Source organism: Micromonospora sp. NPDC004704, assembly GCF_053601675.1.
This window is the reverse complement of record NZ_JBSGCD010000008.1, coordinates 64325-77055: the sequence shown is the minus strand read 5'-3', so window position 1 is coordinate 77055 and position 12731 is coordinate 64325. Positions and strand designations below refer to the sequence as shown.

Below are 12731 nucleotides of genomic sequence, written 5' to 3'. Positions count from 1 at the left end.
GCATCCCGCGTTCTGGACGCGCCCCCGCCGAGCAGGCCGGTACGGCACCGACGGTGTAACACTGGTGCAATGCCTGACCTGCGGTCCAAGACCTCCACTCATGGCCGGACGATGGCCGGGGCCCGTGCACTCTGGCGCGCCACCGGGATGACCGACGACGACTTCGGCAAGCCGATCGTGGCCATCGCCAACAGTTTCACCCAGTTCGTACCCGGTCACGTACACCTCAAGGACCTCGGTGGCCTGGTCGCCGACTCGGTGGCCGAGGCCGGCGGGGTCGGCCGGGAGTTCAACACGATCGCCGTGGACGACGGGATCGCGATGGGCCACGGCGGCATGCTCTACTCGCTGCCCAGCCGCGAGTTGATCGCCGACGCGGTCGAGTACATGGTCAACGCGCACTGCGCGGATGCCCTGGTCTGCATCTCGAACTGCGACAAGATCACCCCCGGCATGCTGCTGGCCGCGCTCCGGCTCAACATCCCCACCGTCTTCGTCTCCGGCGGCCCGATGGAGGCCGGCAAGACGATCGCGATCGAGGGGATCGTGCACGACAAGATCGACCTGATCGACGCCATGATCGCCTCGTCCAACGACGCGGTCACCGACGCCCAGCTCGGCGAGATCGAGCGCTCCGCCTGCCCGACCTGCGGCTCCTGCTCCGGCATGTTCACCGCCAACTCGATGAACTGCCTCACCGAGGCGATCGGGCTGGCCCTGCCGGGCAACGGCTCGACCCTGGCCACCCACGCCGCGCGCAAGGCGCTGTTCGAGGAGGCCGGCCGGACCATCGTGGAGATCTCCAAGCGCTGGTACGACGGCGACGACGACTCCGTCCTCCCCCGCTCGGTCGCCTCCCGCGCCGCCTTCGACAACGCGGTCGCCCTCGACGTGGCCATGGGCGGCTCGACCAACACGGTCCTGCACCTGCTCGCCGCCGCCCGCGAAGCCGAGCTGGACTTCACCGTCGCGGACATCGACGCCATCTCCCGCCGGGTCCCCTGCCTGGCCAAGGTCGCCCCGAACTCCCCCAAGTACCACATGGAGGACGTGCACCGGGCCGGCGGCATCCCGGCGATCATGGGCGAGCTGGACCGCGCCGGCCTGCTCCACCGGGACGTGCACGCCGTGCACTCCCCCACCCTCGACCAGTGGCTCGCCGACTGGGACATCCGGGGCGGCAGCCCCACCCCCGAGGCGGTCGAGCTGTTCCACGCCGCCCCCGGCGGGGTCCGCACCACCGAGGCGTTCTCCACCACCAACCGGTGGGCGACCCTGGACACCGACGCCGCCGACGGGTGCCTGCGCGACCGGGAGCACGCGTACACGGTCGACGGTGGGCTGGCCATCCTGCACGGCAACCTGGCCCCGGAGGGATCCGTGGTCAAGACCGCCGGTGTCCCGGCCGACCGACTCAGCTTCCGCGGCCCGGCCAAGGTGTACGAGTCGCAGGACGACGCGGTCACCGCGATCCTCGCCAAGGAGGTCGTCGCCGGTGACGTCGTGGTGATCCGGTACGAGGGCCCGAAGGGCGGGCCGGGCATGCAGGAGATGCTCTACCCCACCTCGTTCCTCAAGGGACGCGGCCTGGGCCGCGACTGCGCCCTGATCACCGACGGCCGGTTCTCCGGCGGCACCTCCGGCCTGTCCATCGGGCACATCTCCCCCGAGGCGGCCGGCGGTGGCCTGATCGCCCTGGTCGAGCCCGGCGACGAGATCGTCATCGACATCCCGACCCGGTCGATCGAGCTGAACGTGCCGGCCGAGGTCCTGGACGCCCGGCGGGTCGCCCAGGAGAAGCGCGACAAGCCGTACACCCCGGTCGACCGGCAGCGCCCGGTGTCGGCCGCGCTCCGCGCGTACGCCTCGATGGCGACCTCGGCCAGCGACGGGGCGTGCCGCCGGGTCCCGGAGTAGCCCGGACGTGGCAGTAGGACGAAGAAGCGGCCCGGACCGCGATGGTCCGGGCCGGTCTCTGTCCCAGTCATCGGTACGGCCAAGGAAATGCTGCCCGCGAGGACCTACCGATGTCTCTGAAATTCGACTGAGATTCGTCGCCTAATTTGTTGCAGTGCCAGGTAGGGCTACCCACTTCCCAGGGGGTTGGTTGTGAAATCGACGCACCGTAGCGTGAGGTTGGCGTTCGGCCTGACAATCGGGCTGGCGCTGGCACTGTTCAGCGGGCCGCCGGCTGCGGCAGCGGGCGGCGCCACCTCGGCGACGTACGACGCCCCGGTCACCTGGAAACTGCTCGACTACCAGCAGGCGATCTGTGTCGACACCAGGTACGGCCGAAGCACGTACTTCCTGATCGTGATCCAGGGAAGCTGGTCGGCACCCATCGAGGTCACCGCGCGGGAGTTGCCCGACGGTTCGACAGCCGGCACGCCCCACGCGTTCATTCCACCCGGATCGAATGACGACCACAACGTGCTCACCCTGGTCCCGGTGGTCGTACCGCCGACCCCGATCGGGGTCTACGGCGCGGTGCTGTGGGCGTCGGACGCGGTCGAGACGCAGACCGTCCCGATCACGATTCGGGTGCAGGAACGCTGCCCGTAGCAGGCGTCTCCACAGTCGTCGTGCACCCGGTGAGGGGCGACGAATCGACTGGGCCGCGATCCCGGGTGGGATCGCGGCCCAGCGTCCGCCAACAGGTAGCCGCAACTACCCGACCACAGCGCCAACCGTACGGCCCCGTATCCATCGCCAGCAACGCGTCTGTCCGGTGCTGCGGGTGCTCTCGGTGGCTCGTTGCCCGGGTCGTCAGTTCAGCAGGCGCTGGGCCCAGTAGACCTGGCCGTCCGGCCCGACGTTGATCAGGGCGACCAGGAGGTCGGTGACCGCGACGGGTGCGGTCGCGACGGCCTGCTCGGGTGGCGTGCCCCGGCGCGCCGGATGCAGCACGACAACGAGTGTCACCGGTGAAGCGTCTACGGAGGACACTGTGACGGCGCTGCCTGCGCTCCAGAACGACCCGTTGACCTCGCGCTTGCCGATGCCCTGGAGCCATGGATAGCGCTTCTCGGCGCGGTCCAGGGATCCGTCCGAGCCGGCGCCGACAGCGTCCGGCCGCGCCGATGTCACGTTGATGAAGCCGGGCATCAGGCGGGTGCGCTTGTCCAGCACGACGATGCGGAACGAGCCGTCGACCTGGGGTTCGGGGGGCCGTACCCAGGTAACTCGGCCGAGGACGATCTGGTCGCCCGCACCGGCCTGCTCCACCTGGGCCGGGCTGATCGCGGCGTCCGCGGTGACCTGGTCGACCAGGCTCAGGGTCGCGGTGGCGGCCAGCGCCTCCGGACCGTACGGCGGCCGGTTGTGCCACCACCGCCAGCCGGCAACGCCTCCGACCGCGACGAGCAGCACCACCACTCCGACGATCGAACCAGCCCGCCGCCCCATGGTTGGCAGTAGAGCACATCACCGCCATCGATCGACGTCCCGCGAGACCTCGTTCTTCACAAACGATGGCTTGCACAAATGGATGTTTGCATTATGGTGGAGCCGTGCTCACCTCGCTCGTGGCCCCCGGGCCGGACCTCGACTCGACCTTCGCGGCCCTCGGAGACCCCGTCCGTCGCGCCCTGGTGACTCGTCTCGCCCAGGGCGACGCCACGGTGGGCGAGCTTGCCGAGCCGTTCGACCTGACCCCGCAGGCGATCTCGCACCACATCGGTGTCCTGCGACGGTGTGGCCTGGTGGAGCAGCGACGCGAGGGCACCAGACGCCCCTGCCGGCTGAGGATCGACCAGCTCTCGCTGCTCCGTACGTGGATCGACGACCAGCGCCGCGCCTGGGACGACCGGCTCGACGCCCTCGAACAGCACCTCACCGACGACGGAGCAGCCCGTTGACCAGAGCAGAACTCCGCGGCGACGAGCTGATCGCCGAGCGGCACCTTCCGGCGGAACCCGAACGTGTCTGGGCCGCCTTCGTCTCGCCGGCAAGCATCGCGGCGTTCTGGGGCGGCTCGCACGCCACAGTCCCCGCCGAGTCCGTGGCCGTCGACCTGCGTCCCGGCGGAGAGTTCGCGCTCGACACCCGCGCCCCGGACGGCGCAACCCGCCGGCTCCGGTTCGTCTACGTGAGCATCGACGCGCCGCACGAGCTCGTGTTCGACGAACCCGTCACCGGCCTCCGTACGACGATCACCGTCCGTCCCGCCGGCGACGGCACGGACCTCACCGTCCACCAGCGTCGCCTCCCCCGTGAGCTGCGGACGGCCCAGGCAGCCGACGGGCTCGCCTCGATCCTCGACGCCCTCGCCACACACCTGTCGAACCACCGGACCGCACCGGTACGGAGAACACCATGACCCGGACGACCCAACGCGACCTCGTGGCGGAGTACTTCGCCGGTTTCCGGACCAGTGACCACCCGCGCATCCTGGCGACCCTCACCGACGACGTCGAGTGGGTCATCCACGGCCACCGGACCACCCGCGGCAGAGCGGAGTTCGACGGCGAGATCGAGAATCGGGCGTTCACCGGCAGCCCCGAACTCGACGTCCAGCGTGTCTACGAGGACGGGCCGGTCGTCGTCACCACGGGCGAGGGCCGGGGCGCCAGCGTCGAGCAGGGGTCGTTCCGCTTCGCCTTCAACGACCTGTTCACCTTCCGCGACGGGCTCATCGCCCGCGTCGACTCGTACGTCGTCCCGCTGCCCTGAGGCGGCTCACCGTTTCGTCGCGGTGGCCGCGATCGCGGCGTGCGGCCGATGAGTTCCATCGGCGGGCCGTTGCGCCCGCCCGACTTCCTCGAAGCCCGCTTCCCTCAGCCGCGCGGAGAACTCGTCAACGGGCCAGCGGTAGGCCGTCACCACCTTGTGGTCGAAGGCGCCAACCTCGTCGCCGTCGAAGAAACCGACCACCAACGTACCGGCCGGGGTCATCGCTCGCCGGAACTCGGCGAGCACGCCGTCGAGGTCCCCTGGCGGCAGATGGATCAACGAATACCAGGCCAGGATGCCGCTGACGGAGTGGTCCGCGACGTCGAGATTGTCCATCGATCCGAGCTGGAACTCGCTGTCCGGGTGGACAGCCTTGGCATGGGCGACGAACTCGGGAACCATGTCGATCCCCCTCGCGTGGACGCCCAGCGAGCGGAGGTAACCGGTGAAGTGGCCGGGCCCGCAGCCCAGATCGAGCACCACACCAGGCTGACTCGACAGATGGTCCCCGATGAAGGCGAGGTCGTCGGGGTGCGCCTGCTGGACCGTACCGAACAACTCGATGTAGAGGTCCGCGACCGAGGCGTACGCCTGCCGTACCTGCTCCGATGTCATCGCGCGACTATAGGTCCCGAACCGGTTACCCCGCTGTGGCGATGTCCGGGGCGGTGGGGCTGACGTGTGCCGCGATCAGGCGCCACCCCTTGTCCCCGTCGAGGATCCAGGTGCGCGTGTAGCGGACCCGGGCGCCGAACGGTTCACCGGCGATGGTGCCCTCCAGCGTGCCGAGGAACCAGGTGACCCCGGTGCCGCCGACGACGAGCACCGCCAGGTCCTCCTCCTCCACCCGGGTCATCGACTGCCGACCCGACCGGTGTACGTCCAGGTCGTCCTGCTTGGAGTACAGGGCGCCGTCCGGTCCGGTGAACACGAGCCGGTCATCGATCAACCGGTCCAGCGCCGCGACATCCGAGGCGAGTTGGGCCTGCTGTAGCCGTCGTTCGGCCGCGCGCAACGCGTCGATTTCATCGGAACCCGCGCCGGTGCCGGCGGCGTCGTCCGACGGCTGGCCCATCTGAGACATCGACCGACCCCCAGGCTGACTGGACGAAGCATGTTCGGCCATCCTGTCATGCCGCGATCTACGCGTCAGGCACGGTCTGACAGGCTCATGGACCGTTCTCGCGCTCGTGGCTGCCTGCGCCGAGTCCAGGTGTGGGATCGCGGTTACCGCAGGGCGCTGGCCAGGACGGTGGTCACGACCCTGCGGACGGCCGCAGGCTCCGGGGGGCTGTCCTTCCGCTCGGTGAACAGCAGCTGCGCGGCGCCGATCAGGGTGGGCGCGAGCGTCTCGACGTCGGCGTCGGACTCGATCCGGCCATGGTCGCGCTCGGCCGTCAGGTATCCGACGATCATGGCCGTGCCCTCGCCGACGAGGGGGAACCGGGAGGTGCCGGCGGCACGCAGCCTCGCGCGCAGCTCGTCACGGGCGATGACGAGGACCACGATCGCCACCATGACCGGCTCGAAGAGGTCCATCAGGGTACGAGTCAGGTTGTCGGCGACGGTGCCGGTCCCGGCCGCGTCCCGCAGGGCTGTGGCCTGAGCCTCGACCCGGGCGATGCGTTCCAGCACCAGTTCGGCGAGGAAGACGTCGAAGTCGGCGAAGTGTCGATGCAGCACCCCCTTGGCGACGCCCGCCTCCGTGGTGACCGCCCGACCGGTAAGGCCGGTGACGCCGTCTCGGATCAGCACCCGCACGGCGGCGTCGAAGAGTTGTCGGCGTGGGTCCTGTAGCGCTACGCCGGTGGGCAACGGCTACCCCTTTCCCTTGTTGAGCGCGCGAGATTGCCGAAGTGGGCGAGCGCCCACTAGAGTGGGCGCATGGTCACTATACCGTCCTCACCTGGGCCGGAACCGCACCTGCACCGCCGGATGGCGGAGTCGTTCGGGGTCGACCCCGAGCGGTACGACCGGAACCGGCCCCCGTACCCCGACGCCGTGATCGAGCGGATCGTGGCCGCCAGCCCCGGCACCGACTTCCTCGATGTCGGCTGCGGCACCGGCATCGAAGCGCGCCAGTTCCTGGCCACCGGCCGCACCGTGCTCGGCGTCGAGGCCGACGCCCGGATGGCCGACTTCGCTCGGGCGACCGGCATCGAGGTCGAGGTCGCGACCTTCGAGGCGTGGGAGCCCACTGGGCGCACCTTCGACGCGGTCGTCTCCGGTACCGCCTGGCACTGGGTCGACCCGATCGCGGGCGCGGTGAAGGCGGCCCGGATCCTGCGGCCGGGTGGCCTACTGGCACCCTTCGGACACGTCTACCAGCTTCCGCCCACCGTGGCGGACGCCCTCGCCACGGCGTACCGGCGGGCAGCCCCCGACTCGCCGATCAACTTCAACGGGCGGCCAGCGGGCTCGATCCTGGACGCGTACCGGGCGCTGTACGCCAGGGCCGCGGACGGAATCCGCGAGGCGGGCGGGTTCGACGAGCCCGAGCTGTGGCGGTACGACTGGGAGCGCTCGTACACCCGCGATGAAATCCTGGACCTGGTGCCGACCTCGGGCGGGCTCACCACTCTGCCGCCGGACCCGGTGGCGGAGGTGCTGGCGGCCGTGGGCAAGGCGGTTGACGAGTTGGGCGGCACCGTGACGCTGGCGTACGCCACCTGGGGCCTCACCGCGACCCGGACCGGCACCCAGCCCTGAGCAAGGGAGCCCTCGGCTACCGAGGCGAGCGCCGCGCCGGGTCGCCGGGCAACCGCACCGGGTCGGCGGGGGCAAGCGGATCTTCCCCGAGGACGGCACCCTCCGGCAGTTGCGGCTCACCGGGAGTCAGGTGACAACCACCGGCGTCATCATCGCGACCTACACCACCGCCGAGTCCTGAGGCTCAGTCGAGGAAGGCCGGGAACCGTTCAGCGGCGCCAGTTCGCGCCACTCACGACGGGGTAGGCCACTGCTCCCGGTGATCACGTGCAGACCGAGATGGTCGGCTCCGGCGTCGTGGTGCGCCCGCAGGCGTTTCTCGATCGCCGCCACGTCTCCCCAGGCGACCACGCTGTCGATGAGCCGGTCGCTACCGCCGTCGCGCAGGTCCTCCTCGGTGAATCCCTGCCGCCGCAGACTCCGCTCGTAGTGCCCCATCCCGAGGAACCCGCCGAGGAAGTCGCGGGCGATGCCGCGTGCCCGCGCCGGGTCTCGATCAAGAACAACCGCCTGGTACGGCGCGAGCTGCGGTCCCGGGCCGAGGAGTTCCCGGGAGACCGCGGTGGACTCCGGCGTGACCATGAACGGGTGCACACCCAGGCTGCGCGTACCGCCGAGCCGGGTCAGTCCGGGGCTCAGGGCGGCCAGTATCCGCTCTGCCGCCGGCACCGGGGTGCCGGCGGCATCGAGGCGGTCGAGATAGTCGTTCATCGCGGCCAGTGGACGGAACGGACGTCCGGCGTTCTGGGCGGCACCGGGGTCGCTCACCCCGAGGCCGAGCAGCGTACGACTGCCGTACCTGTGCCGTAGGTCGGCGTGGCCGACGGCCAGGTCGTCCGGGTCGTGGCGCCAGATGCTGGAGACCCCGGTCGCCACGGTGGCATGGCGGGTGGCCCCCAGCAGCCGGTCCATGTCACCGATGATGTCCCCGCCGCCCAGGCCGGGGATCCACAGTGTGCCCCAGCCGAGTTCGTCCAGTTCGGCGGCGGCTTCGGTAATCTCGCCCGGATCGCCGAGGCGTAGCTCGATGCTCCAGATGCCCGTTCGTCCCAGCTTCATGAACGACTCCCCGAGTCAGATCTGGTTGAGTCCGCCGTCGGCGAACAGTTCGGCGCCGGTGACAAAGCTGGCCTGGTCGGAGGCGAGGAAGAGGACCGCGTTGGCGATCTCGGCCGGTTGGGCCATCCGGCCCAGCGGTACCGACCCGGCGAGGTAGCCCCTGAGCTGTACGGCCTGTTCCTCGTTGGGGGCCAGGCCGGTGATGCCGGGGGTGTCGGTCGGGCCGGGGATGATCGTGTTGACCCGGACCGCGCGTCCGCGCAGTTCGTTGGCCCAGGTGCGGGCGAACGAGCGGATGGCGGCCTTGGATGCGGCGTAGACGCCGAACGCCTCGGCGCCGCTGGTGGCGGCGGTGGAACCACTGAGGATGATCGACGCACCGTCGTTGAGCAGCGGCAACGCCTTCTGCACGGTGAACACGGTTCCCTTGACGTTGGTGTCGAAGGTCTGGTCGAAGTGCTCCTCGGTCACCTGCTCCAGGGAGGCGAACTCTCCCCCACCGGCGTTGGCGAACAGTACGTCCACCCGGCGGCCCTGCTGCGCCACCGCTTCGTACAGCCGGTCGAGGTCGGCGAGGTCGGACACGTCGCCGGCCACTGCGGTGACGTCGCCGTCGATCTGCGCGACGGCCGCGTCGAGCTGCTCCTTGCGGCGTCCGGTGACGAAGACGTGTGCGCCCTCGGTGGCGAACCGTCGAGCCACGGCGAGGCCGATGCCGCTCGTGGCCCCGGTCACGACCGCCGTCTTGCCAGTCAGTTGTCCCATCGGAGTTCCTTCCAGGGATTTCTTCGGTACCGATCGGTACTGAAGTCGACCGTAGCACGTCCCGGCGGACTTGTGTACCGATCGGTCCCGAGCGGGCTACCATGGCTGCATGAGCACCACCCAGCCAACCTCCATCGGCCGACCCCGCGGCTTCGACGCCGACCGGGCACTCGACCGCGCCCTGGAGATCTTCTGGCGGCAGGGCTACGAGGGCGCCTCGCTCCACGACCTGACCGAGGCCATGGGGATCAACAAAACAAGCATGTACGCCGCATTCGGCAACAAACGGGACCTGTTCGACAAGGCGCTCGCCCGGTACGCCGAGATCGACATGGCGTACGCCCGTACCGCGCTCGCCGAACCCACGGCCCGGCAGGTCGCCGAGACCTTTCTCCGCGAGAACGCCAAGGCGGTGACCACCCCCGGACGTCCCGCCGGGTGCTTCTCCATCCAGGGTGGGCTGGCCTGCGGCCCGGCGAACGCCGACGTGACCGCGACCCTGGCCCGCGCCCGCAAGGCGGGGGAACTGGCGATGCGTGACCGGTTCCAGCGCGCGGTGGACGAGGGCGACCTACCCGCCGTCAACAGCCCGGACGACCTCGCCCGTTACATCATGACCGTGTCCGAGGGGCTGGCCGTCCACGCCTCGGCCGGCGCCACCCAGCAGGACCTGGAACGCGTGGTCGAACTGGCCCTGCGCGCCGTGCCGGGTCGGTAGAACGACCGTCGGCATCGGAATGGCCCGGTCGACCTGACCTGGGCCGTCGCCCGAGATTGTCAGACGACCTGATCGGGGCTTGCATCTCAAGCCGCTTGAGATCCCATAGTGGGCGTCGTGGACATGAACGAGCTGTACCCCATCGGGGATGTCGCCCGGCGGACGGGCCTGAGCGTCAGCGCCGTCCGGTACTACGCGGACGCCGGTGTCGTCACGCCGGCCGCCAGCACCCCGGCCGGCCACCGCCTGTACGACGTGTCGGCCATCGCCCGACTGGAACTGGTCCGGACGCTGCGGGAACTCGACGCCGGCCTGGACGAGATCCGGCGGGTGCTGGCCGGCGAGGCGACACTGCGCGAGCTGGCCGCCACCCACCTGGCCCTGCTGGCACGGCAGGAGGCACGGCTGCGCAGCCGCCGCGCGGTGCTGTCGGTCATCCTCCGGCAGGACTCCACTGCCGAGCAGGTCACGCTGATGCACAAGCTGGTCGGCATGCCGGACGAGGAACGCGACCGGCTGATCGACGAGTTCTGGACCGAGGTCTCCACCGGCTGGGAGGCGCCGGAGCGGATGGTCGAGTGGTGGCGGGCGGCCCGCCCCGAGCTGCCCGAACAACCCACCGCGGCCCAGTTGGAGGCGTGGATCGAGCTGGCCGAACTGGTCCGGGACACCGAGGTCCGGCAGGCCGTACGCCGTGAGCTCTACGAGGCGTGCACCACCGGGGCCGGGCCGCTGATGACCTCGTCGCCGATGCTGGACACCCTGGAAGCGGGCGCGGCGATCGCCCAACCGGTGATGGACGCGGCACGGGAGCAGGTGCCGCCGGACTCGCCCAGGGGGCGGGAGATCGCCGACCAGTGGATCGGGTGGCTGACCGGCATCTTCGCGACCCCGGACAGCCCCGGGATGCCGGACACGCCCGAGTTCCGGATCCAGGCGGCCGACCACATGCTGGAGGGCGCGGAGTGGGACCGTACCCCGCCGGACCCGGAGGGACCGTTCGACCGGTACATGGAGCTGGTCACCGCCGTGAACAACGTGCCGCCGGAGCGATTTCCGTACGAGTGGCTGGCCTCGGCCCTGCGCGCGTCCGCCGTACCGACTCCCTGATCGCGGTCGCCGGCCGGCGATCGGTCAGCCGAGGCGGTGGGCTCGGCGTTGGAGGTATCGCTGTTCGACCTGGTTCTGGGTCAGGGCGGCTGCTTCGCGGTACCGCGCCGCCGCGCAGGCCGTGTCACCGGTCATTTCGAGCAGATGTGCGCGGATCGCTCGTTCGCGTTGCCGGGTCAGTGGGTTCTCGTCCAGGTGGTGGCTCCGGTTGAGGTCGTGGAGCAGGGCCAGCCCTCGGGCCGGCCCGTACGCGTGCGCGACCGCGACCACCCGGCTCAGGCGTACCGGTGCGGTTGGACTGAGCCGTTCCAGTCCCAGGTACAGGGCCGCGATCTGGGGCCAGTCCGTCTGGTCCGGCGACGCGGCTGCGGCGTGCACCGCCGCGATTGCTGCCTGTAGCTGGTACGTGCCGACCTCGCGCCGCCGCCAAACGCTGTCGATAAGGTCGGCGCCCTCGCGGATCAGCTCGGGATCCCACCGTGTCCGGTCCTGCTCGTCCAGCGGCACCAACTCGTCGCCGTCGGTACGGGCAGCGCGTCGCGACTCGGTGAGCAGCATCAGGGCGAGCAACCCGGTCACCTCTGGGTCGTCCGGCAGGGAGTTGTGGAGCATGCGGGTCAGCCGGATTGCCTCGCGGGTCAGGTCCACGCGGGTGAGTTCGTCTCCGGTGGTGGCGGTGTAGCCCTCGTTGAAGATCAGGTAAAGCACCTGCATGACGGCGTTCATCCGGCTGTCGCGGTCGGCGTCGGTCGGCGGGGTGAACCTGGCTCCGGCGCGGGCCAGTTGCTGCTTGGCTCGGCTGATCCGGGCGCCCATGGTGTTCTCGGTCGTCCCGTGGGCGTGTGCGATCTCCGTGGTGGTTAGGCCTCCGACTGCGCGGAGCGTGAGCGCCACCTGGGAGGTGGGGCTCAGCGTGGGGTGACAGCACAGCAGCAGGAGGGTGAGGCTGTCGTCGGTCTCCAGCGCGGGATCTGCCTGGCGGGTCGGGTCCCGCAACGCCAGCTCGCTCATGCCGGCGTGCCGCTCGCGGCGGCGTCGGGCCTGGTCGGTGCGGAGCAGGTCGACCATCCGCCGGTACCCGATCCGGATCAGCCAGCTACGCGGGTTGTCCGGCACGCCGTCCGTCGGCCACGCCCGGCTCGCGACGAGCAGTGCCTCCTGTACCGCGTCCTCGGCGATGTCGAAGTGGCCGAAGCGCCGCACCAGCGCGCCGAGGACCTGCGGTGCCTCGGTGCGCAGCAGGTGCTCGACGTCCGGTGTCACGCCGGTGCTGCCGTTCGTGTGCCCGCCGGGTCTGCCGCCGTCCGATGACGCTGGATGCGGCGGGTCATGTCGCGAAGTCCGCGCCCATTATCGGCCGGATCTCCATCGGCTCGCCCAGAACCTCGACCATCCGCGAGACGATCTCGACGGCGCGCTCCTGGTTGTCCACGTCGATCACCGCGAAGCTGGCCAGGACCTCCTTGAGCTCGACGAATGGCCCGTCGGTCGCCACCACGCCGGTGGGGGTCCTGCGGACCGTGGTGCTGACTGCCGGGTGACCGAGTCCCTCGCTGCTGACGAACTCGCCGGTCTCGATCAGCTCCTGTTCGAACCGCTGGTACGCGGCGAACGCGGCCAGCGCCTCCTCCGACGGGGTGTCGGCGGTCGCGGCGTCCCAGGCGGCGGCCGGCGTGTAGCTGAGCAGCAGATACTTCAC

General features: G+C 70.4%; 16 protein-coding genes. 8 read left to right on the top strand and 8 right to left on the bottom strand.

What is annotated here, in order from left to right:
- The first annotated feature begins 69 nt into the window (after positions 1–69).
- Together ilvD and ACWEFB_RS13455 are read left to right on the top strand one after the other, a co-directional pair.
- Positions 70–1917 (top strand): dihydroxy-acid dehydratase, encoded by a 1848-nt coding sequence (ilvD, locus tag ACWEFB_RS13460; RefSeq protein WP_452285274.1) that lies wholly within the window; start codon positions 70–72, stop codon positions 1915–1917.
- A 213-nt stretch (positions 1918–2130) separates the two neighbouring features.
- A complete protein-coding gene (locus tag ACWEFB_RS13455) occupies positions 2131–2562 on the top strand; it encodes a DUF5980 family protein (protein WP_452285272.1) in 432 nt (143 codons plus the stop codon).
- A 204-nt stretch (positions 2563–2766) separates the two neighbouring features.
- Here the strand turns inward: ACWEFB_RS13455 and ACWEFB_RS13450 are convergent, their stop codons facing one another.
- Positions 2767–3405, bottom strand: a complete 639-nt coding sequence (locus ACWEFB_RS13450; RefSeq protein ID WP_452285270.1) for a hypothetical protein — start codon at positions 3403–3405, stop codon at positions 2767–2769.
- A gap of 104 nt (positions 3406–3509) precedes the next feature.
- Here ACWEFB_RS13450 and ACWEFB_RS13445 point away from each other — a divergent pair, with 104 nt between their 5' ends.
- Genes ACWEFB_RS13445 through ACWEFB_RS13435 form a run of 3 tightly spaced genes read left to right on the top strand, consistent with a single transcriptional unit; the run spans position 3510 to position 4671 of the window.
- Complete coding sequence (locus ACWEFB_RS13445) at positions 3510–3857, top strand: ArsR/SmtB family transcription factor (protein WP_452285268.1); 348 nt, start codon at positions 3510–3512, stop codon at positions 3855–3857.
- Positions 3854–4318 carry an SRPBCC family protein gene (locus ACWEFB_RS13440; protein ID WP_452285266.1) on the top strand — a complete coding sequence of 155 codons (465 nt, stop codon included), beginning with the start codon at positions 3854–3856 and terminating at the stop codon, positions 4316–4318. Before ACWEFB_RS13445 ends, ACWEFB_RS13440 begins: the two co-directional genes overlap by 4 nt.
- Positions 4315–4671 (top strand): nuclear transport factor 2 family protein, encoded by a 357-nt coding sequence (locus ACWEFB_RS13435; protein ID WP_452285264.1) that lies wholly within the window; start codon positions 4315–4317, stop codon positions 4669–4671. The genes ACWEFB_RS13440 and ACWEFB_RS13435 overlap by 4 nt, the downstream gene beginning before the upstream one ends.
- A gap of 6 nt (positions 4672–4677) precedes the next feature.
- On the opposite strand, the gene ACWEFB_RS13430 is transcribed toward ACWEFB_RS13435, so the two are convergent.
- The 3 genes from ACWEFB_RS13430 to ACWEFB_RS13420 form a co-directional block, all read right to left on the bottom strand.
- Positions 4678–5286: a class I SAM-dependent DNA methyltransferase gene (locus tag ACWEFB_RS13430; protein WP_452285262.1), complete on the bottom strand. Its 609-nt coding sequence runs from the start codon at positions 5284–5286 to the stop codon at positions 4678–4680.
- Positions 5287–5311: 25 nt separating this feature from the next.
- Positions 5312–5755, bottom strand: coding sequence for a nuclear transport factor 2 family protein (locus tag ACWEFB_RS13425; RefSeq protein ID WP_452285260.1), 444 nt, complete (start codon positions 5753–5755; stop codon positions 5312–5314).
- Positions 5756–5898: 143 nt separating this feature from the next.
- On the bottom strand, positions 5899–6486 hold the full coding sequence (locus tag ACWEFB_RS13420; protein ID WP_452285258.1) for a TetR/AcrR family transcriptional regulator: 588 nt from the start codon (positions 6484–6486) through the stop codon (positions 5899–5901).
- A gap of 69 nt (positions 6487–6555) precedes the next feature.
- On the opposite strand from ACWEFB_RS13420, the gene ACWEFB_RS13415 reads away from it, so the two are divergent.
- Complete coding sequence (locus ACWEFB_RS13415) at positions 6556–7380, top strand: class I SAM-dependent methyltransferase (protein WP_452285256.1); 825 nt, start codon at positions 6556–6558, stop codon at positions 7378–7380.
- A 159-nt stretch (positions 7381–7539) separates the two neighbouring features.
- Here the strand turns inward: ACWEFB_RS13415 and ACWEFB_RS13410 are convergent, their stop codons facing one another.
- A complete protein-coding gene (locus ACWEFB_RS13410; protein WP_452285254.1) occupies positions 7540–8439 on the bottom strand; it encodes a TIGR03620 family F420-dependent LLM class oxidoreductase in 900 nt (299 codons plus the stop codon).
- Positions 8440–8454: 15 nt separating this feature from the next.
- Entirely contained in the window at positions 8455–9204 is a 750-nt protein-coding gene (locus tag ACWEFB_RS13405) for an SDR family oxidoreductase (protein WP_452285252.1), read from the bottom strand.
- A 109-nt stretch (positions 9205–9313) separates the two neighbouring features.
- Between ACWEFB_RS13405 and ACWEFB_RS13400 the strand changes: the two genes are divergently transcribed.
- Together ACWEFB_RS13400 and ACWEFB_RS13395 are read left to right on the top strand one after the other, a co-directional pair.
- Entirely contained in the window at positions 9314–9922 is a 609-nt protein-coding gene (locus ACWEFB_RS13400) for a TetR/AcrR family transcriptional regulator (protein WP_452285250.1), read from the top strand.
- Between the two features lie 117 nt (positions 9923–10039).
- Entirely contained in the window at positions 10040–11032 is a 993-nt protein-coding gene (locus ACWEFB_RS13395) for a MerR family transcriptional regulator (RefSeq protein ID WP_452285248.1), read from the top strand.
- 24 nt (positions 11033–11056) lie between these two features.
- Here the strand turns inward: ACWEFB_RS13395 and ACWEFB_RS13390 are convergent, their stop codons facing one another.
- Together ACWEFB_RS13390 and ACWEFB_RS13385 are read right to left on the bottom strand one after the other, a co-directional pair.
- Positions 11057–12295 carry an RNA polymerase sigma factor gene (locus tag ACWEFB_RS13390; RefSeq protein WP_452285246.1) on the bottom strand — a complete coding sequence of 413 codons (1239 nt, stop codon included), beginning with the start codon at positions 12293–12295 and terminating at the stop codon, positions 11057–11059.
- Between the two features lie 64 nt (positions 12296–12359).
- Positions 12360–12731 (bottom strand): YciI family protein, encoded by a 372-nt coding sequence (locus ACWEFB_RS13385; RefSeq protein ID WP_326560532.1) that lies wholly within the window; start codon positions 12729–12731, stop codon positions 12360–12362.